The organism is Mesorhizobium sp. B264B1B, from assembly GCF_020165765.1.
Lineage (GTDB): Bacteria > Pseudomonadota > Alphaproteobacteria > Rhizobiales > Rhizobiaceae > Mesorhizobium.
Genome location: NZ_JAIUIS010000001.1, coordinates 65,575 through 85,516, shown reverse-complemented (window position 1 = coordinate 85,516; position 19,942 = coordinate 65,575). Strand labels below are relative to the sequence as shown.

Sequence of the window (19,942 nt, the reverse complement as noted above, 5' to 3'; positions counted from 1 at the left end):
TGCCGGCGCGCCCTAAGAATCATTGATAGGAAACCAGCGTTGCACCATTTTCATGGCTGAAATCTGGCTTCACGCCAAGCATGGCCGCGGAACGCCTGATGATATTGCCGGCCATGACCCCGGCATTCGCGGCCGCGACGTCCGTCATGCCCGGCTTTTCCGGGTGCGGAGCATCGGCAATCGTAAACACGAGATATTGCGGATCGTCCATCGGGAATGCGGCGACGAACGTATTGAAATTCAACTCCTTCGAGTAGCGGCCATTGATGACCTTCTCGGCTGTTCCGGTCTTGCCGCCAACGCGGTAGCCGGGGACCCTGGCATTTCTGGCCGAGCCCTTCTCGGCGTTGAGCATGTAGAGATAGCGCATGCCCTCGACCGTTTTGTCGGCTACCACTTTCTTGGCCGCCGCCATCGCGTCCTGCTGGCTGCGGACCAGGAATGTCGGCTCCATCAGATATCCGCCATTGATCAGCGCCGCGCAGCCGACAGCCGCCTGCAACGGTGTCGTCGACACGCCATGACCGAAGGCGATGGTGAACGAGTTGACCTGTTTCCAGACCTTCGGTTCAGTCGGACGGGCGACTTCCGGCAGTTCGGTCTGCATCTTGTCCAAGATGCCAAGACGATGCAGGAATTCGCGGTGCGCCTCGATGCCGACCAGTTCGGCCTCCCTGGCCGACCCGATGTTGGACGAATAGAGGAACACCTCCGGCAACGAGAGCACACGGTTCTTGCCGTGGAAATCGTGAATGGCCTGATGGCCGACCCGGATTGGATGCGAAGCGTCGAAGCGGCTCGCCATCGTCGCCTTGCCGGAATCGAGCGCCATGGCTGATGTGAAGCTCTTGAAGGTCGAGCCCATCTCATAGAGCCCCGCCGACATCCGGTTCAGCCGGTCCTTGTCTTGTGCATTGTAGGGATTGTTCGGATCAAAATCCGGCACCGAGGCCATGGCCACCACTTCGCCGGTCTTGACGTTGAGCACGACGGCGCCCGCGCCCATGGCGCGATAGCGCTCCAGGCCGGCGGCAATCTCGTCGCGCACCACGTGCTGGACGCGCAGATCGATCGAGAGCTTCACCGGCTTGAGATCCTTCGCCACCGCCAGGCCCGACGCCTGCAGGTCGCTCAGACCCTGCTCGTCGATATATTTCTCCATGCCGGAGATGCCTTGATTGTCGATATTGGTCAGGCCGACAATGTAGGACGAGGTTTCACCACTGGGATAGAAACGGCGCTTCTCGGTGCGGAAGCCGAAACCGGGAATGCCGAGCTGCATGATGTCGGCCTGCTGCTTGGGGGTCAGCTGCCGCTGCAACCAGACGAAGCCGGCGCCGCTCTTCAGCTTATGGTACGTCTGCTCGTAATCGATCTCCGGCAGCACCGTCGACAGCTTTTCGATCGCCTCGTCGGCGTCGACGATGCGGCGCGGCTCTGCAAACAGCGATGCCGTCTTGATGTCCGTCGCCAGCACCTCGCCGTTTCGATCGACAATGTCGGGCCGCGAGGCCGTCACCCGGCTCTGCGGGCCGCCCGACATGTCGGGGGTCTGGAAGCCGAGATAGACCAGCCGCCCGGAAATGATCGAGAAGATGCCGAAGAACACCGCCATCGTCATGACGATGCGCGCCTTGCCCTTGCCTCCGGTCGCCTTGCGGGCGCCATCGACCACGATCGAACCGTCTTCGCTGGCCCTGGGGCGACGTTTCAGCAGTTTGCCGATCATTGGGCGATGCCTCCGGTCACGATGGGATCCTTGCCGTCCGAGGGTGTGTTGCCGGAATTGTCTGCCATGCCGCCTTGGCGCCCGTTCAGGATGTCCTGGATGTCGAGGGCTTTGGCTGGCAGGTCGCCGAGGCCGACGATCTGGTGCGCGCTGACCGGCTCCAGTTCAAGCTGCGACTTGTAGAGTTCGGCGAGCTTCTGTAGCCGCGACGGCTGGGTGAGCAGGCTCCAGTCAGCCTTGAGCAGGTCGATCGTGTCCTCCTCGTACCGTATCTCAGCATGGATCTTCTGCACGGCTGCCAGTTGGTCCTCGGCCTCGCGCTTGGTTTTGTAGGTCAGGGCCGCCGCCGAGACCATGACGGCGATGAGGACGATGTCGCTGGAACGAAACACGTGCTTACCTCTCCCCCGGCCGCTCGATGCCGGGAAGTTTTGGGCCGGGAAGTTTTGGAAGGCCGAAAATCGAAAAATCGACGGCACGCGCCGGCGCATCGGTGCGGATGGCGGCGCGCAGCCTTGCCGAGCGGGCGCGCGGGTTGGCCGCAGTCTCGGCATCACCCGGCGTCACGCCGCCGCCGGACTTGCTGAAGGTGGCACTGCGTGCCCGTGCCTCCGGCATGTGGCGCGAGCCGCTCGCGGCGTCGGAGCGATCGGCAATGAAGCGCTTGACGATGCGGTCCTCCAGCGAATGGAATGTCACCACGGCAAGTCGTCCGCCCGGCTTCAGCGCCCGCTCGGCGGCGAACAGCGCCTTGGCCAACTCACCGAGCTCGTCATTGACGAAGATGCGCAGCGCCTGAAAGACGCGGGTGGCGGGATGGATCTTGTCCTTCGGCGCCCGGCCGATATGCGTCTCGATGGCGTCGGCAAGCTCCAGCGTGCGCTCGAACGGACGCTTTTCGCGACGCGCTTCGATCATGCGCGCGATGCGCCCGGCGTGGCGCTCCTCCCCGAGGAAGCCGAAGATGCGGGCAAGATCGCCCGGCTTGAAGTTGTTGACGACATCTGCGGCGCTGAGGCCCGCCTGCGCCATGCGCATGTCGAGAGGCCCATCGGCGCGGAACGAAAACCCGCGCTCCGCCTGGTCGAGCTGCATCGAGGAAACGCCGATGTCGAGCACGACGCCGTGGGCACTTTCGACATGCTGATCCAGCATCGAGAATGGCGCCTGCACCAATCGCAGGCGGCCGCCTGATTGGGCTTCGAGATTGCGACCAGCCGCTATGGCATCCGGATCGCGATCAATGGCAACCACGGACGCGCCGGCCGCCAGGATGGCCTTGGTGTAGCCGCCGGCGCCGAACGTGCCGTCGACGATGACGTCCCCTTCCGCTGGCGAGAGCGCCTGCAACACTTCGGCAAGGAGGACCGGAATGTGGCGGGCCGGTCCGCCAACGGCGTTGATATCATCGCCGTGGCCCACCGTCATTCCGGTCGCTCCCCAGGCTTCGTCCCCTGCCGAAGCTGCAAAAGCCGGGCCCGCGCCTGCGCTCCGTAGGCCGCAAGCCGTCCCGGCTCCCAGATCTGAAAGAAATTGCCGCGCCCGACAAAGGCTACTTCCGCCGAAAGGCCGGCATGTTCGCGGATGAAGTCGCTGATCGTGATGCGACCATCCTGGTCCAGCTTCAGGAATGTTCCGTCGCCATGGCAGAAGAACGACATGTCGTCCGCCGTCTGCTGGAACGGATCCTCGAGCGCGATGCGCTGCTCGTAGCGGTCGAGCAGGTCGGGCCCGCCGACATCCATGGCCGGCAGATCCAGGCAACGCAGCGCGTAGAGATCCGAATAGCCGCGTTTCTGAACGACGGCGCGAAAATGCGCAGGAACAGACACCCGCCCCTTCGCATCGATCCTGCTCACCGTGTTCGACAGAAACCGGTCCATCACACGTCACGGCCGCTTGCGCCGCCGCACCCCTCTTCGTCGTGTTGCACGCGCCACCGCTACGCGTTCCCTGCCCTGAACCCGCCTCCGTGACAGGGGCGAAAACCGGCAAACGCGCAGCCGCCGCGGCTGCCCGATTGGCGTACGCTTCACTCTGACGCGGAACGAAGGCTTTGGTATCGATATGGGATATCATGGGGTGTTATGGGCGTCAACGGGAACAGGCTTCACAACATGCAGTCGCGACCGATGGAAGCGGCTTTGAAAACACGTCTCGTCTTTATGGATCATTAAGCCTAACGAAGCGTTTAGAGCCGCTTGGCCCAACCGGACGCGCCTTGTCGCGAGCTGTTGCCGGGCATAGCGTCTCACCACACGTCCAGGGTCACCAAGAGGGTTGGAATGTCGATGTCTGAAACAGCACGGTCGCGCGCCGCGGCTCTTGCCCACCTCCGTCGCAACGCACTTGCCGTCGGCGATTCCATCCCCCTGCCACTCACCATGGCTGCCATCTTTCACGCGCCTGGCGACGCCACCGGTTTCAACCAGTATGGCCGTTTCAGCAATCCGACCTGGGATGCGGTAGAACATATGCTGGCGCATCTGGAAGACGCGCCCTGCGTCGCCTTTCCTTCCGGAATGGCGGCGATTTCGGCGGCATTTTTCGCTGTCCTCAAGACCGGCGACCGCATTCTTCTGCCTTCGGATGGCTATCACACGACAAGGGCACTGGCCGAACGCTTCTTGAAACCACTCGGCATCGCCTACGATGTGAGGCCAACCTCGACCTTCCTCGATGGCGGTTTCGAAGGCTATCGTCTCGCTTTCGTAGAGACGCCAGCTAATCCGGGGCTGGACATATGCGATATCGCGGCGGTGGCCGCAGCCGCACACAAAGCGGGCGCACTGCTTGTCGTTGATAATACGACCATGACGCCTTTCGGCCAGCGCCCGCTCGACCATGGCGCGGATATTGTCATCGCCGCGGACACTAAGGCGCCCAACGGCCACTCCGACGTGCTGTTCGGCCATGTCGCGAGCCGCAACGCCGACATCATCGCCGCGGTGACGGATTGGCGCGAAACGTCCGGCGGCATTCCAGGGCCGTTCGAAGCGTGGCTTGTGCATCGTGGCCTCGAAACGCTCGATGTGCGCTTCGACCGCATGTGCTCCTCGGCGGAAGTGATCGCGCGGCGCCTGCAAGGTCACCCGGCGATCACGGGCCTGCGCTATCCCGGCCTGGAAGGCGATCCTTCGCACAATCTTGCCCGTGCCCAGATGGAACGCTTCGGCTTCCTTGTTTCCTTCGAACTCGCTTCGGAGCAGAAGGCCGAGGATTTCATCAACAACTGCGAATTGATGCAGGCCGCGACATCCTTCGGCGGCGTCCACACCTCCGCCGAGCGGCGTTCGAAACGAGGCGATGCGGTTCCAGCCGGCTTCGTCCGCCTCTCGGTCGGCTGCGAACCAGTTGAAGAGCTTTGGGCGGCGATCGAGGCGTCGCTGGACAGGATCGGCGACTGACCGGACGATTACGAACCGAGGTCATTGGCTTCGACATTGCGATGGCCGTGCAGCACGCGAAGGATTTCGATCACATCGTCCCTAACTCGATACAGAGTGAGATAATTGCCGACTATTAGATGGCGAACACCCGGTGCGATATCGTCTCGTGGCGCGCCTGAGAAAGGATAGGTAGCCACTTGCTGCCACCGTGCCTCGATGCGGTCGAGCAGCCGGTCGGCTGCAGCCTCGCTGTCGCGCGCAATATGCAGCCAAATCGTGATCAGATCGTCTTCAGCGCGCGCGTTCCGGACGATAGAGAGCAAATTCATGCGGCGCCGTCAGATCGCAAGCGTCTCCGCGCTTCGGCCTTAATTTCCTCCATCGATTCAAATCGTCCCGGCCCGCTGTCGATCCCTTCCTGAACTAGCCTCCGCAACTCCTCGACCGTATAGCCGAAGAGGTCGCGCCGATCCTTCCATTGCCGGAGTGCATCGCGGATCACCTCGCTAGCCGAAGCGTATTCACCAGCGGCGACCACATCGTCGACCGCCGCCGCCAGTTCCGGCGAGAGGGTGATGCTGCGTTTATCGACCTGTCCCATGACCGCTCCTCGTCCACTTGCTGAAGCATGGTACGATTTAATCGTACCGAATTCAAGAAAGTCCCCTGCGGCCGTGGATGCAGATTGGCAGGCGACAAAAAAGCCGTTGAATCAACAGGCGCGCCCCAGGGCGCAACCTGCTGATCGCAAAGGCCTCTTTTCGATATCGCGGAGAAAAACTGCCAGCTGGCCTGTAAGCCGGGTTCTGTATGGCCCTCGCCCCTTGCGGCGCGAGAACGTGGCGGCCATTCATCTTGGGCGCATATTGCCATGCGCCTCACGCAACCTACCCGGACGGTGAGCCGGAAACAGCCCTCGAGGGTTTCCCCTCGCACCGCCCCTATTCGGTCTTGCTCCCGGTGGGGTTTACCGTGCCGCTCCTGTTGCCAGTCGCGCGGTGGGCTCTTACTCCACCCTTTCACCCTTGCCCCGACCCGGCAAAGCCAAGTCGTGGCGGTTTGCTTTCTGTGGCACTTTCCCTGGGGTCGCCCCCGCCGGCCATTAGCCGGCACCGTGTCTCCATGGAGCCCGGACTTTCCTCACCCGCGGCCTTTCGGCTTTTGCTGGTGCGGCCGCCCGGCCAGCTGGCCAAGCGTATAAAGGGGTTCACGCCACAAAACGCAACCAAAAAAGCCGGTTACGACCGGTTCTTGTCACGCCGGCGATCCGACAGCCGCCAGTTGCACCTTGACCTTGCTGCAATAGGCGGCCGAAACCGGGTTCATCCGGGTGGCGCCGTGGCCGGCATTGTATTTCAGGATCGTGCCGCACGTCGTGCCGCCGCCGAGATCCCGCGCCATGGCAAGATACTTCATGCCGTATTTGATGTTGGTGTCCGGATTGAAAAGCCCATTGGCCGAGCCGCTATAGCCCATCATCCGCGCCGTCGCCGGCTTGATCTGCATCAAGCCGATTTCGCCGGCGCCGCCGACGAGGTTCGGCCGATAGTTGCTCTCGATCTTGATAACGGCATGAGCGAGCGACGCCGGCACGCCATAGCTCGCGGCATAGCGCGCCACGATGGCCGAATACTGATCGCCACTGGCCACCGCTGCCGTCGAGGCTGCTGCGTCCTTGATCCCGATCGATGCCGTCGTCGTTTTGTCGACGGCCTTGCGGCCTCGTCTGGTCTTCTGTTTTGTGCTCGGCTTCTTGGCCTTGGTCCAGCTCGCCTTCTCCACTTTCGCGGAAGACCGCTTCGCCGCCCTCACATCCTTGCTGCTTTTGGCCGAAATGGCCTTGCCCTTGGCGGTCGCTGCGACGAGCCCCTGATCGGCCCGTGGGCTCAGCGGCGCGGCGCTCGCCGCCCCGAAGGCAAAAGTCATTACGCCGGCAGCAAGAGCTGCCGTTACAACGGTCAATTTCTGCATGTGATCCTGTTCTGTCTGAACGCGCGAAGATTTCCGCGCGGCATTGCTTGATTAATGTCGGATCATCCGGGGGGTTAGACATCCGACAAGCTGTACGGATCGCCCTTTGAAGCCCGAATTGCGCGCAATGAAGGCGGGGCAAGTCACTTTAAGTGACAGTTTGTAACTTAATGTCGGAAAAGCATTACTTGGACGGCATCCTGACCCAGGGTCAAGTTGGGTGGAAAGCGAGCAGCCGTTGAAGCGTGCGCATCGTCGATCCGTCCGCCACTCCATCGATCCGGCGTGGCCGGAAATGACGCTGGAAAGCCTCGACCACGACCCGCGTCTGCTGGTCGAAAACACCCGTTATTTCGACTCCATAGCCGTAGAGCGCCAGCATCGATTGCAGCGCCTCGACATCGGCGCCAGCGTCGCCGGTCTTCAGCACGGCGCCGCGCCTGATCGGTGCCGCCGCCACCAAGTGGCCGACGCCGGCCTCGAACAGGGCCCGCCAGGGAAACTTCTCGCCCGGATCGATCTTGCGCCCCGGCGCCACGTCGGAGTGCGCCAGCACCCGCTGGGGGGCAATCGCATGCCGGTTGGCAATTCCGGCACACAAGCCGATCACCGCATCGATCTGTCGCTTGGGAAAACCGGGATAACCCAATGAATGCCCCGGGTTGACGATCTCGATGCCGACGGAACAGGAGTTGATGTCGGTGCGTCCGAACCACGAACTCTTCCCAGCATGCCAGGCGCGGTCGCTTTCCCGGACCATCTGCACGATATGGCCGTTCTCATGCACCAGATAGTGCGAGGAGACTTCGCTGGCCGGGTCGCACAGCCACGCCTCGGCCCCGGCGCCTGTCGGCATGCCGGTATAGTGCAGCACGATCATCTCGGGCTTCAGCGTCTCGCGCCGTGGCCCGAAATTCGGCGATACCCTGACCTCGGCGCTCGGCTCGTCGGGCAGGAAGCCGCTCATGCGTGCCGCAGGCCCCGCTCGATCATCTCGTAGGCGGTGTTGATCGCCGCGAGCCTCGTCGTCGCGATCTTGATGAATTCCTGCGGCAGGCCGCGCGCGATCAGCCGGTCGGGATGATTGTCGGAAACCAGCTTGCGGTAACGTTTCCTGATCTCCTCGAAAGGCTTGCCGCGCTCGATGCCGAGCACGACATAGGGGTCGGCCGCACCAAGGTTGACGTGCCTGGAGAGGATCGCCTCGTAATGCACCTCGTCTATGCGGAAGATTTCGGCGATGCGGTGCAGGAACTGGCCTTCACGCTCATGGATCAGTCCGTCGGCCTTGGCGATATGGAACAGGCCGTCGAGTATATCCTCCAGCATCATGCAGTTCGAATGGCCGGAGCCACAAAGCTGCGCCATGCGCTCGGCATAGGTCTCGAAGCCGGCAACGTCACGTTTGGCCAGATCATAGAGCCGCGCCACGTTGCGCGTCTCCTTTGGCGGCACCTCGAATATTTCCTGGAAGGCGCGTATCTCATCCTGGGTGACGACCCCGTCGGCCTTGGCCATCTTGGCCGAGAGCGCAATCATCGCCACCGAGAATGCGACGCGACGACGCAAATCCGCATCGCCGGAAAAAACGGTGCGCACGGCTTCGACCACGTCGGCAACGCCCGACGAGGCTGAAGACGAAATCCGCGTGATGAAGTCGCCGAGGCGGTCCCAAATCGACATGGCCGCTTCTTAGAGCCAACCGGTCCCCGCTATCAAGCCAATAACGGCCTGCATCATACCTCCGGCGGCAATCGATCTCGTATCGGAACCGCTACCCGCCTGGCGAAAGGCCGACAAGACGTCGGCCCTCACCAGAACACAGGTACTATGGACTACTGCGCGGGCGCAGGAGCGGGCGTTGCCGGAGCCGGCTCGGCAGGCTTGGTCGAATTATCCGCGGGCGCCGCAGGTTTCATAGGCTGCTCGGCCGGCGGATTGGTGCTCTGGGTGGTGGTGTTATCCGTCCCCGTGCCGCTGTCGCTGCATGCAGCGACGCCGAGCAGCGCAAGCGCGGACACCGACGCAAGAATGAGTTTTTTCATGATATCTCTCCTTCAACACACGCTCACGTTGCAGTGAACGGTCGAGAAGGAAATGCATCACTCAGCCATGGGTTTCGTAACGATGCGTTTCCGCATGTAACATCGCTCGCATCCTCCCCTTGCGCCTCCCCGGGGGTGAAACAGCTTTGCGCTCCCCTGTGCGGATCGCTGTCATCCACCTGTCATAGCCGGGCGTTACCCGCTTGCGGCAAAGCAAATGGGGAATCACCTTGCCATGACGGACGTTTCCGCAGATCTGATCTTTCGCCGTGGCAAGGAAGTTGGAAAAGCCGTCTACCAGAACCGCCCCCTGTCGAAGGCAGGAATTTCCGAACGGCTGTTCGCCTTCCTGTTTTCGGGCCTGGTCTATCCGCAGATCTGGGAAGATCCCGATGTCGACATGGACGCAATGCAGCTTGGCGAAGGCCACCGCGTCGTCACTATTGCCTCCGGCGGTTGCAATATCCTGGCCTATCTCACCCGGTCGCCGGCCAGGATCGACGCCGTCGATCTCAATGCCGCTCACATAGCCCTGAACCGCATGAAGCTGGAGGCGGTGCGCCACCTGCCTTCGCAGGGCGACCTGTTTCGCTTCTTCGGTGCCGCCGGCAACGACCACAATTCTCAGGCTTACGACCGCTTCATCGCGCCGCATCTCGATCCGGTCAGCCGCCACTATTGGGAGCGCCGCAACTGGCGCGGCATCAGGCGCATCGCCGTCTTCGACCGCAATTTCTACCAGACCGGCCTGCTTGGCCTGTTCATCGCCATGGGCCACCGCACGGCTAAATTCTTCGGCGTCGACCCCGCCGGCATCATGCAGGCCAGGAACATTGGCGAGCAGCGCCGCTTCTTCCACCAGGAGCTGGCCCCGGTGTTCGAAAAGCCGCTTTTGAAATGGGCGACCTCGCGCAAGGCCTCGCTGTTCGGCCTCGGCATCCCGCCGGCGCAATATGACTCTCTCATCACGTCCGGCGACGGCACCATGGCCAGTGTGCTGAAAGCCCGGCTGGAAAAGCTCGCCTGCGATTTTCCATTGAAAAACAACTATTTCGCTTGGCAAGCCTTTGCCAGGCGCTACCCCCAACCCGGCGAAGCCGCCCTGCCCGCCTATCTTGAAAGGCAGAACTATGAGGCCATTCGCGGCAATGTAGACCGCGTCGCCATTCATCATGCCAATCTGATCGAATTCCTGGCAGGCAAGGACGCGGGTTCCGTCGACCGTTTCATCCTGCTCGACGCGCAGGACTGGATGACCGACGACCAGCTCAATGCGCTGTGGTCGGAAATCACCCGCACCGCCTCCGCCGGCGCGCGTGTCATCTTCCGCACTGCGGCCGAGCCAAGTCTGCTGCCGGGCCGCGTCTCCGCTTCCCTGCTCGACCAGTGGAGCTACGAGAGCGATGCCTCGCGCGAATTCTCCACCCGCGACCGCTCGGCAATCTATGGCGGCTTTCATCTGTACGTGAAGCGCGCCTCATGAGCACTACCGAGCTGCCGGCCAATCACGCCGAACTGATGGACGGTGTCTACCGCTGGCAGCGTCACATCTACGACCTGACCCGCAAATATTATCTGCTCGGCCGCGACCGGCTGATATCAGGGCTGGACGTTCCGCCGGGCGGCACGGTGCTGGAGCTCGGCTGCGGCACCGGGCGAAACATCATCCTCGCCGCCCGCAGCTTTCCCGGCGCGCGCTTCTATGGCCTCGACATTTCGGCAGAGATGCTGGAGACCGCGGGCACCGCGATTGCCCGCGAAGGCCTGTCCGATCGCGTCATGCTGGCAAGGGGCGACGCCACGGAGTTCGACGTAAAGGCGCTGTTCGGCCGCGACAGCTTCGACCGTGTCTTCGTCTCCTATTCATTGTCGATGATCCCAGGCTGGGAAAAGACGGTCTCCGCCGCGCTGGCAACGCTCGCTCCGGGCGGTTCCCTGCACATCGTCGACTTCGGCCAGCAGGAAGGCCTGCCGGACTGGTTTCGGACCCTGCTTCGCGGCTGGCTCAGAAAATTCCACGTCACGCCCCGTGAAATGTTGCGCGAGGTGCTGGAATCGGAATCGCGAAAAATCGGCGCAACCTTCCGTTTCCGCACACTTTATCGCGGCTACGCCTGGCTGGCGGTGGTCCGGCCGAGCAGCTGATTGGCTAGCGCAGCGCCTTCACCAATGCCCCGACCATGGTCTGCGGCCTGTAGCCCAGCTTGGCCGGCGTCAGGCCGAGCCGCACCACCACTAATTGCTCGGATGGAATGATGGCGACGGTCTGCCCATCATGCCCCTCCATCCAATAGGTGTCCTTGGGCAGGCCCGCCGCCACGCCGGCACCGGGGTTTTCCTCGTCGCCCGGCGCCTCGATCCACAATTGCCCCTTGCTGTAGACTTTCGAGGCCGACGCAGGTTCGCGCATCCAGTCGACGAAACCGGCCGGCAGTATCTGGTTGCCGTTCCAGACCCCGCCCTGCAGCAGGAACTGGCCGAAGCGGGCCCAGTCATGGGCGGTGGCGTAGAGATAGGATGAGCCGACGAACGTGCCCTGTTCGTCGGTCTCGAGCACGGCGCTGTGCATGCCCAGCGGCTCGAACAGCGCGGTGCGCGGCCACGTCAACGCCTTGGCCTTGTCGCCGACCGCATCCTGCCAGAGCCGCGACAGCATCACCGCCGTTCCGCTCGAATAGGAGAACACCTTGCCCACCTCGCCCGTGAGCGGCTTGGCTTCGGCAAAGCCCGCCATGTCGGGTTCGAGATAGAGCATGCGCGTCACGTCGGCGACGTCGCCATAGTCTTCGTTGAATTCCAGCCCGCTCGACATCGCCATCATGTCGGCAAGGCTGATCGCGGCGCGGCCATCGGCCTTCCACGGCGCGAAAAGGCCCTGGTTGGTCATCGCCATCTTGCCGTTCTTGACCAGCGTGCCGACCATGGCGGCATTGACCGTCTTGGTCATTGACCAGCCGAGCAACGGCGTCCGGGCGGAAAAGCCCTCGCCATAGCGTTCCGCCACGACGCGGCCGTTCTTGACCACCACCACGGCGCGCATGCCGGCGCCGGTCATGGCGGCATCGTCGACGATCTTCACCACCTCCGGGTTCTGCGAGGCTTCGACCCGCTCGCCTTCCGGCCACAGCGCGTCCTGTCTTGTCGCCGAGGGTTCGACATGGATCGCCGTGCGCCGCGCCTTGCCGACATCGCCATCCGGGACCGAGGCGCAGCCCAGCCCGTCGCGGAAAACCGCGATGCTCTTGCCGAGGAAGCCAAGCAGGCCGGCGGAGACTGTGCCCCGGTTCTTGTCGACCGAGACCCGCATCAGCTTGAGCAAGGGATGACCGGGCGCCTGCACATCGACGGCAAGCACCTCGTTGGCATCGCGCCCGGCGACGAAAACGTTCGAGCAGACGATCTTTGCTGAATAGCCCGAGCCGACCCGGATCAGTTCGGGCGGCGCGAAATAAAGCCACCCAAACAGCGCCACGACCGCCAGCACCACCAGGCCGAGCAGCCGTTTGACGATCTTGGCAATGATCCGCATCTTTCCCGCCCCCGAATCCAGGCTCGATCCATGTCATCGATTTGCCGCCATTGCTTCCGCAAAATCATGGGCCTTGTCGAGCGTCGTCAACCAGATATCAACCATGATCGGCGATCACAGGTGCATGTCGCCCAACAGCGCGCCGCGTTTTTGGGATCACGGCAGGAAACAAAATCAAAGCGCGCCGAAACAATGCGCGTTTTGGCGATATACCGGGCGATGCTGTGGGGCGATCGTCCGGCGGGGGCCAGACCAAGCGCCGGCCATCAGTGCACAGACCCATCAGCGACCGGCTGCAACCGGCTCGGGAGTTGTGATGCGCCGTCTTGCGGCCCTTTTCATGCTGACGCTGCTCGGCGCATGCTCGACCGTGGAGGATCTGTCGCCACTGTCGCCATCCAGCACCCCTTCGGTTGCGGTGCGCGCGCCCCGCTTCGCCGATTCCAAGCCGCATGAATGGGACAGCGGCGCGCCCTGGAATTACGCAGTTCACGGCACCGACGTCTCAAAATACCAGACCTCGGTCGACTGGCCGACCGCCAAGGCCAGCGGTATTTCCTTCGCTTTCATCAAGGCGACGGAGGGCGGCGACCGTTTCGATGATTATTTCAACGAGCATTGGGCGCGCACCAAAGCCGCCGGCGTTCCTCGTGCCGCCTATCATTTCTTCTATTTCTGCACTCCGGCGGCGGTACAGGCGCGCTGGTTCATCCGCAACGTCCCCGTCGACCGTTCGGCCATGCCGCCGGTGCTGGACATGGAATGGAACCCGAAATCGCCGACCTGCAGGCTGCGCCCCGACCCGGCCACCGTGCGCGCGGAGATGACCACCTTCCTCGAAATCGTCGAGCGGCATTACGGCAAGAAGCCGATCATCTACACGTCGGTAGACTTCTTTGAAGACAACGAGCTGTCGACCTTCCGCGGTTATCCCTACTGGCTACGCTCCGTCGCCGGCCACCCGCGTCAGAAATATGGCAGCCACCCCTTCACCTTCTGGCAGTATACGGGAACCGGCATCGTTCCCGGCATGATCGGCAAGTCCGATATAAACGTCTTCAACGGCAGCCAAGCCGCCTGGGACAAATGGTTGAGGCAGAACACCCGTTGACACCGTGTCAACGGGTGCCAAGCCGCCCGGAGGAAGGGTTGCTGCAGAACACCCGTTGACACCGGGCCTGCCGCCTGCTTTCGACACGGCCGGCGGCCAAGAGTGCAACCGCCGGTATTCCGGGGCGACGCGCATCCAGATGGACAGCAAGGCCGCCCGGGAATCCTGAATGTCGAAAGGAAGTCTATGCGACTGCGTCCCCAAGCCCTCGCGGTGCTGTTCCTGTGCGCCACGGCCTTGCCGGCGATGGCGCAGGAATGTGGCGGCGACTTCGAAACCTGGAAGCAGGGCGTGGCAGCGGAAGCCAAGGCGGCGGGTGTCGGCCCTGTCGGCCTCGAAGCGCTCGAGGATGCCAGCTTCGACGAGAGGGCCCTGGCGCGCGACCGTGCGCAGGGCGTCTTCACCCAGACCTTCATCGAGTTCTCCAACCGGATGATCTCGGCCTACCGGCTGAAGCAGGGCGCGGCGAACATGAAGAAATATGCCGATATCTTCGCCCGCGCCGACCAGCAGTTCGGCGTCCAGGCGCCGGTCATCACCGCTTTCTGGGCGCTGGAGACCGATTTCGGCGCCGTGCAGGGCGATTTCCATACGCTCAGCGCGCTGGTGACGCTTTCCCATGATTGCCGCCGCCCGCAACTGTTCCGGCAGCAGCTGGTGCCGTTACTGGAATTGATCGACCATGGCGTGCTGCCGGCCGACGTCAACGGCGCCTGGGCTGGCGAGATCGGCCAGACGCAGATCCTGCCTTCGGATTATCTTGCCCGCGGCGTCGATGGCGACGGTGACGGCAAGATCGACCTGCGGGGCAGCGTGCCGGACGTGATTATGACCACGGCCAACAAGGTGCTGTCGCGCGGCTGGAAGCGCGACGAGCCCTGGATCCAGGAAGTGCGCGTGCCCGACGAGATGCCTTGGGACCAGACGGGCCGCACCAACAAATTGCCGCTGACGCAATGGGCGCAGTGGGGCGTCACCAATCCCGACGGCTCGCCGCTGGTCGACAAGGGCCTGAAGGCCGGGCTGGCGCTGCCCATGGGCCGCAAGGGCCCGGCCTTCCTCACCTACGACAATTTCGACGTCTATCTCGAATGGAACCAGTCCTTCACCTACGCGCTGACCGCGGCCAATCTTGCCGCGCGGCTTGCCGGCGCGCCACCGATCGACCCGCGCAATCCTGAACCAGGCCTCAACAACGAGCAGATGAAGGCTTTGCAGACCAAGCTGGAAGCCAAGGGCTACGATGTTGGCACGGTCGACGGGATCCTGGGCACCAACACCCGCGAAGCAATCCGCAAGGAGCAGACGCGGCTGGGACTGCCCGTGGACGGGTGGCCGACGCCGGAGCTTTTAGCGAAGCTGTGAATAGGGAATGAAGCTGTGAGTAGGGAATAGTGACGGACCCATTTCACTACTCATCACTCACTACTTAATCCGCCATCGTCTCCAGACTCGCCAAACCCACCGGTGCATCGCCCTCGTCGAAGGACGTCGCCACCTCGACGAAAGTGTCGGGATAGAAGCCGTTGAAACGGGTTCTCAGCGACAGCGAATAGGCGCCGATGTGGCCGATCTCGATCCAGTCGCCGGTGTCGACAGTTTCCGGCAGCCAGAACGGCCGCGACAATATGTCGACGGAATCGCAGGTCGCGCCGCAGACCTTGAACGGCACGATGGTCTTCTCGTCGCCATTGCGCGTGCGGATCGCCGGATCGGGAATGAAGCGTGCCGGCAGCGTGATCTTGCCGGTCCATGAATCCGATAGCGACGCCCAGATGCCGTCATTGATGTAGAGCCGCTTGCCCTTGCGCAACAGCACCCGCACGATCAGCGACAGGCAGCGCGCCACGATCACCCGGCCGGGCTCGGCCACCAGCGGCATCTGGTCGAACTGGTATTCCTTGAGGTCTCCAGAAAGCCGCGACATGATCTGGCCGAGCGACGGCATCGCGACTTGCTTGCGGTTGGGATCATGCCCGTATTCGGCCGGAAAACCGCCGCCGACATCGAGACCGGCCAGGTCGAAGGTCAGCCGGTTGCGCACCCAGTCGCCGGAAGCCAATGCCCTTTCGTAGGTGTCGGGGTCCTCGATCTGGCTGCCGACATGGAAGCACAGGCCGACCTTGTAGCCGGTGCGGTTCAGCCGTTCGGCGAGCTCGACCGCATAGGCTGGGCCGGCGCCGAACTTCTTCGACAGCTCGTAGGCCGCATGGCCCTTGGTCTGCACTCGAACGAACACGCTGATTGCGCCCGGGTCAATGTCGAGTGCCCTGACCACCCGCGTCAGTTTGGTGATCTCGTCTTCGTGGTCGAGCGCAATGACGCGGATGCCGTATTTCTCCAGCGCCAGCTTGATGTCCGACTGCGCCTTGACGGGATGCATGTAGAGCATCTCGGCATCGGCCGAGACCGCGCGCACGGCGGCGAACTCGCCGGGCGAGGCCACGTCGAAGGCGGAGACACCGGCCTCGACCAGCGTCTTCAGCACGATCTGCTCGCCATTGGTCTTGACCGCATAGGCCGTCTTGCCGGGGAACATGCCCATGAATTGCAAGGCATCGGCCTTCAGCACCTGCGGGCGGAAGCAGTAGACCGGATCGTCCGGGCGAAGCGCCAGTGCCGCCTCGCGGGCATTCTCGAATCGCTGCATGGACGAATCCTTGACCTAGCCTGCGCACAATTAATCCAAGCTAGCGGCCAATGAAAACAATTCTGTGTCTCTTGCGCCTGGCGGCAGGGCGCTAGGCTTGTCAGGGGAGACAGGCCATCGGGCAGGTTTCGGGTGGTTCTTGCCTGCGAACCCGATATGGCTTCTGTCTGGCTGCCTGCATTCGGCCGTCCGGGGAGGACGCATCACATGGCAATAGCCGCGACATCAGCACCGCGCGGACCGATGGCGCTCAAGGACTGGGCGCAGCTTCTGCTGCTCGGCGCGATCTGGGGCGGCTCCTTTTTCTTCGCCCGCATTGCCGTGGCGGAGCTTCACCCGCTGGTGCTGGTATTGTTTCGCGTCGCCATCGCGGCACTCGCTTTACAGCTCTATCTCTTCCTGCGCGGCCCATCCTTCCGCCTTGCCCTTCCTCATGCAGGACTGTTCTTCCTGCTGGCCTTCACCAACAACGTCGTGCCTTTTTCGCTGATCTTCGCCGGCCAGACTGAGCTTGGCGCCGGCGTCGCCTCGGTGCTCAATGCGACCACGCCGTTCTGGACGCTGATCCTCGCCAACGCCCTGACATCGGACGAGAAGCTCTCCTGGAACAAGCTGGCCGGCATTGCGCTTGGCGTCGCCGGCACGGCTGTGATGATCGGCCCCGGCCTGGTTGCCGGCCTCGGCGGCCCGGTCTGGGCCAAATTCGCGCTGATCGGAGCATCGTTGTCCTACGGCGTCGCACTGATGGTCGCCCGTCGCTTCAAGGGCGTGCCCTCGCCGGTCATTGCCACCGGGCAGCTGACCGCCTCGACCATCATCATGATCCCGGTGGTGCTGCTTGCGCACGGTCCCGCGGGCCTGTTCTCGGCCTCGCCGCCGGTCTGGGCGGCGGTGCTGGCGCTGGCGCTGCTGTCCACCGCCTTCGCCTATATCCTCTATTTCAACCTCGTCGCCTCGGCCGGCGCCACCAACGCCTCCCTGGTGACGCTGATCGTGCCGGTGAGTGCCATGCTGCTCGGTTTCCTGTTCCTCGGCGAGCGGCTGGAATTGTTCGAAATCGGCGGCATGATGCTGATCGGTCTCGGCCTGGTGACCATAGACGGGCGCCTGTTCATCCGCAGGGTAGCGCTGCCATGACATGCCAACGACACGAAGCCGCCATAATTTATTCACAGGTTCGTATCTGGTTTTTGCCTAGAAGTTTCAACGCCTAACGGCGAAAACGAGGTCGCAAACTCCACAATCGCGTCGCAATGCAGCACATTTTCCGCTTGCCTGTGGCACAAATGACCCTAGACTCCGGCCATAGCTCTTTAAGAGGAGGCTATGTCATGGGACTTACGAGGCCAATCAACGCATTGATGATCTGTGCTGCGTTTGCATTCATCGGCGCCCTCATTATAGGCGTTCTTCCCTGAACCCGCCAAAAACGGGGAAGACCAGCACCCAATAATCAACCAGTTTGAAAGGCCGGGTTTTTACCCGGCCTTTCTGCAAATCAAGCCCGGTTCAGGCGGCTGCGGAGCCAGCCACTTCCGCCTCATGCGAGCGGATGCCGATCATGTGGCAGACGGCAAAGACGAGGTCGGCCCGGTTCATCGTATAGAAGTGGAAATCGCCCACGCCCCGCTCGACCAGGTCCAGCACCTGCTCGGCCGCCACCGCCGACGCGACCAACGCATGCGTCTGCGGATCATTCTGCAGGCCATCGAAACGTTCGGCCAGCCATGCCGGCACCAGCGCGCCGCAACGTGCCGAGAAATTGGCGACCTGGGTGAAATTGTGCACCGGCAGGATGCCCGGCACGATCGGAATGTAGATGCCGGCTCGACGCGCGCGCTCGACATAGCGCTCGTAGAGATCGTTGTCGAAGAAGAACTGGGTGATCGCCCGCGTCGCGCCATTATCGACCTTGCGCTTCAGCATGTCGATGTCGGTGGCGAAGTCGGGGCTTTCCGGATGCTTTTCCGGATAGGCCGAGACCGAGATGTCGAAATCGCCGGCGCTCTTCAGCGCACCGACCAGCTCGGCGCCATTGGCATAGCCGTCCGGGTGCGGACGATAGGCGGTGCCGACGCCCGCGGCCGGATCACCGCGCAGGGCGACGAACCGCTTCACACCCATGTCGGCGAATTCCTGGATCACCGCATCGACCTGAGGGCGCGGGGCGTCGACGCAGGTCATGTGCGCTGCCGGCGTCAGGCTGGTCTCCTTCAGGATGCGGCCTACGGTGCGTGCCGTGCGCTCCCGAGTCGAACCGCCGGCGCCATAGGTCACCGAGACGAATTTCGGCTTCAGCGGTTCCAGTCGGGTGACCGTGTCCCACAGCCTCGCTTCCATCTCGTCCGACTTTGGCGGGAAGAATTCGAAGGAAACCCTGACCTTGTCGCCAATGTCGGGGCGGCGGGAAAAGCGGAACTGGTTCATCAGGCGATTTCCCCTATCGAACTCACTTTGGTCTGCTGGCTGTCATTGGCAGGATCGGCGATCAGCAGGCGCCGGTCGCGGCCAAGCCAGAGCTTGACCGTGAGCCTGGCCTCGGTGCCGCCGCGCGGCTCGAACTCCTGGGCATCTTCGAGATCAAGGCCCGCTTCGGAGAACCACTCGCCGATCTGCCGGTCGGAAAAGCCGAGGCGCATATGCGCGTGCTCGTCGCGCAGGAATTCCAGGGTATGCGGCGCGAAATCGACGATCACCAGCCGTCCGGAAGGGCGCAGCAGCCGCGCCGCCTCATGGATGGCGCGCGCAGGATCATCGAGATAATGCAGCACCTGATGGATGGTGACGAGATCGAAGGCGTCGCGCTCGACCGGCGGCGAGAAGATGTCGCCCTGCCGCACCTGAGCATTGGAGACGCCGGCCTTGTCGAGGTTGGCGCGCGCGACGGTCAGCATCTCGCGCGACATGTCGATGCCGATGCCGCGCCGGTAGAGCGGCGAGAATATCTCCAAGAGGCGTCCGGTGCCGGTGCCGAGATCGAGCATCGACTGGAACGGCCGCTTGCCGACGAGCTTCATGAGGGCTGCCTCGACCGCACGGTCAGGCACGTGCAGGGAGCGGATATGGTCCCAGCTTGCCGCGTTCTGCGAAAAATACTCCGCCGCGCGGTCCTGCCGCTTGCGCTTGACCGAGGCCAGCCGCTCGAGATCGCGCTCGACCTGCGGATCGGCGCCGCGAATGCCGGCGACCAGCCGCAGCACGAAGTCGCGCGCGGAATCCGTATCCGACAGCCGGAAGAAGGCCCACGACCCCTCCTGGTAACGGCCGATCAGCCCGGCCTCCAGGAGCAGCTTCAGGTGGCGTGACACGCGCGGCTGCGACTGGCCGAGAATCTCGGTAAGATCGGACACGGTGAGATCACCGCGCGACAGCAGCGCCAGTATGCGCAAGCGGCTCGATTCGGCCGCCGCCTTCAATGTATCCACCATGGTGTCGAGCGCGACATGCATCAGCGTATTCTCTTTGAAAAAAGATATAAACATATGTTTATGTCGATTTTAGCAGCCTTGCAAGCGCTA

The 19,942-nt window shown here is 62.9% G+C and carries 20 protein-coding genes and 1 other RNA gene; 6 read left to right on the top strand and 15 right to left on the bottom strand.

The annotated features are described in order from the left end of the window. Window positions 1-19: 19 nt before the first annotated feature. The 4 genes from LB547_RS00360 to mraZ are packed head-to-tail and all read right to left on the bottom strand — an operon-like array spanning window position 20 to window position 3,612. Window positions 20-1,729 (bottom strand): peptidoglycan D,D-transpeptidase FtsI family protein, encoded by a 1,710-nt coding sequence (locus LB547_RS00360; RefSeq protein WP_140495205.1) that lies wholly within the window; start codon window positions 1,727-1,729, stop codon window positions 20-22. Then, on the bottom strand, window positions 1,726-2,121 hold the full coding sequence (locus tag LB547_RS00355) for a hypothetical protein (RefSeq protein ID WP_140580013.1): 396 nt from the start codon (window positions 2,119-2,121) through the stop codon (window positions 1,726-1,728). Before LB547_RS00355 ends, LB547_RS00360 begins: the two co-directional genes overlap by 4 nt. 4 nt (window positions 2,122-2,125) lie before the next feature. Beyond that, window positions 2,126-3,157 carry a 16S rRNA (cytosine(1402)-N(4))-methyltransferase RsmH gene (gene rsmH / locus LB547_RS00350; protein WP_140580014.1) on the bottom strand — a complete coding sequence of 344 codons (1,032 nt, stop codon included), beginning with the start codon at window positions 3,155-3,157 and terminating at the stop codon, window positions 2,126-2,128. Beyond that, window positions 3,154-3,612, bottom strand: a complete 459-nt coding sequence (gene mraZ / locus LB547_RS00345) for a division/cell wall cluster transcriptional repressor MraZ (RefSeq protein WP_140495198.1) — start codon at window positions 3,610-3,612, stop codon at window positions 3,154-3,156. Before mraZ ends, rsmH begins: the two co-directional genes overlap by 4 nt. Before the next feature lie 408 nt (window positions 3,613-4,020). Between mraZ and LB547_RS00340 the strand changes: the two genes are divergently transcribed. Next, window positions 4,021-5,136, top strand: coding sequence for a cystathionine gamma-lyase (locus LB547_RS00340; protein ID WP_140516714.1), 1,116 nt, complete (start codon window positions 4,021-4,023; stop codon window positions 5,134-5,136). Between the two features lie 8 nt (window positions 5,137-5,144). Here LB547_RS00340 and LB547_RS00335 read toward each other — a convergent pair whose 3' ends face one another. The 7 genes from LB547_RS00335 to LB547_RS00305 form a co-directional block, all read right to left on the bottom strand. Then, on the bottom strand, window positions 5,145-5,447 hold the full coding sequence (locus LB547_RS00335) for a type II toxin-antitoxin system RelE/ParE family toxin (RefSeq protein ID WP_140761218.1): 303 nt from the start codon (window positions 5,445-5,447) through the stop codon (window positions 5,145-5,147). Continuing rightward, a complete protein-coding gene (locus LB547_RS00330; RefSeq protein WP_140516612.1) occupies window positions 5,444-5,719 on the bottom strand; it encodes a type II toxin-antitoxin system ParD family antitoxin in 276 nt (91 codons plus the stop codon). The genes LB547_RS00335 and LB547_RS00330 overlap by 4 nt, the downstream gene beginning before the upstream one ends. A 178-nt stretch (window positions 5,720-5,897) precedes the next feature. Then, window positions 5,898-6,307, bottom strand: an RNA gene (gene rnpB / locus LB547_RS00325) — RNase P RNA component class A. 65 nt (window positions 6,308-6,372) lie between these two features. Continuing rightward, complete coding sequence (locus LB547_RS00320; protein ID WP_140623121.1) at window positions 6,373-7,089, bottom strand: lytic transglycosylase domain-containing protein; 717 nt, start codon at window positions 7,087-7,089, stop codon at window positions 6,373-6,375. A 211-nt stretch (window positions 7,090-7,300) separates the two neighbouring features. After that, window positions 7,301-8,056, bottom strand: coding sequence for an N-acetylmuramoyl-L-alanine amidase (locus tag LB547_RS00315; protein WP_140761221.1), 756 nt, complete (start codon window positions 8,054-8,056; stop codon window positions 7,301-7,303). Next, window positions 8,053-8,772 carry a J domain-containing protein gene (locus tag LB547_RS00310; protein WP_140761224.1) on the bottom strand — a complete coding sequence of 240 codons (720 nt, stop codon included), beginning with the start codon at window positions 8,770-8,772 and terminating at the stop codon, window positions 8,053-8,055. The genes LB547_RS00315 and LB547_RS00310 overlap by 4 nt, the downstream gene beginning before the upstream one ends. Before the next feature lie 152 nt (window positions 8,773-8,924). Beyond that, a complete protein-coding gene (locus LB547_RS00305; protein ID WP_140495184.1) occupies window positions 8,925-9,134 on the bottom strand; it encodes a hypothetical protein in 210 nt (69 codons plus the stop codon). A 235-nt stretch (window positions 9,135-9,369) separates the two neighbouring features. On the opposite strand from LB547_RS00305, the gene LB547_RS00300 reads away from it, so the two are divergent. After that, window positions 9,370-10,617: a DUF3419 family protein gene (locus tag LB547_RS00300; RefSeq protein ID WP_224518994.1), complete on the top strand. Its 1,248-nt coding sequence runs from the start codon at window positions 9,370-9,372 to the stop codon at window positions 10,615-10,617. Next, window positions 10,614-11,279, top strand: coding sequence for a class I SAM-dependent methyltransferase (locus LB547_RS00295; RefSeq protein WP_140557525.1), 666 nt, complete (start codon window positions 10,614-10,616; stop codon window positions 11,277-11,279). Before LB547_RS00300 ends, LB547_RS00295 begins: the two co-directional genes overlap by 4 nt. A 4-nt stretch (window positions 11,280-11,283) precedes the next feature. Here LB547_RS00295 and LB547_RS00290 read toward each other — a convergent pair whose 3' ends face one another. After that, window positions 11,284-12,663 carry a serine hydrolase domain-containing protein gene (locus tag LB547_RS00290; protein WP_140521219.1) on the bottom strand — a complete coding sequence of 460 codons (1,380 nt, stop codon included), beginning with the start codon at window positions 12,661-12,663 and terminating at the stop codon, window positions 11,284-11,286. A gap of 316 nt (window positions 12,664-12,979) precedes the next feature. Here LB547_RS00290 and LB547_RS00285 point away from each other — a divergent pair, with 316 nt between their 5' ends. Together LB547_RS00285 and LB547_RS00280 are read left to right on the top strand one after the other, a co-directional pair. Beyond that, window positions 12,980-13,774 (top strand): GH25 family lysozyme, encoded by a 795-nt coding sequence (locus LB547_RS00285; RefSeq protein WP_140516622.1) that lies wholly within the window; start codon window positions 12,980-12,982, stop codon window positions 13,772-13,774. 186 nt (window positions 13,775-13,960) lie between these two features. Further along, entirely contained in the window at window positions 13,961-15,139 is a 1,179-nt protein-coding gene (locus tag LB547_RS00280; protein ID WP_140761227.1) for a lytic murein transglycosylase, read from the top strand. 64 nt (window positions 15,140-15,203) lie between these two features. On the opposite strand, the gene LB547_RS00275 is transcribed toward LB547_RS00280, so the two are convergent. Further along, window positions 15,204-16,424, bottom strand: coding sequence for an alanine racemase (locus LB547_RS00275; RefSeq protein ID WP_140761230.1), 1,221 nt, complete (start codon window positions 16,422-16,424; stop codon window positions 15,204-15,206). Between the two features lie 207 nt (window positions 16,425-16,631). On the opposite strand from LB547_RS00275, the gene LB547_RS00270 reads away from it, so the two are divergent. Next, complete coding sequence (locus tag LB547_RS00270; RefSeq protein WP_140761233.1) at window positions 16,632-17,561, top strand: DMT family transporter; 930 nt, start codon at window positions 16,632-16,634, stop codon at window positions 17,559-17,561. A gap of 372 nt (window positions 17,562-17,933) precedes the next feature. On the opposite strand, the gene metF is transcribed toward LB547_RS00270, so the two are convergent. Together metF and LB547_RS00260 are read right to left on the bottom strand one after the other, a co-directional pair. Then, the gene (gene metF / locus LB547_RS00265; RefSeq protein WP_140495168.1) at window positions 17,934-18,851 is read right to left on the bottom strand and encodes a methylenetetrahydrofolate reductase [NAD(P)H]; all 918 of its coding nucleotides are present in this window, start codon (window positions 18,849-18,851) and stop codon (window positions 17,934-17,936) included. After that, the gene (locus LB547_RS00260) at window positions 18,851-19,873 is read right to left on the bottom strand and encodes an ArsR/SmtB family transcription factor (RefSeq protein WP_140495166.1); all 1,023 of its coding nucleotides are present in this window, start codon (window positions 19,871-19,873) and stop codon (window positions 18,851-18,853) included. Before LB547_RS00260 ends, metF begins: the two co-directional genes overlap by 1 nt. Window positions 19,874-19,942: the final 69 nt, after the last annotated feature.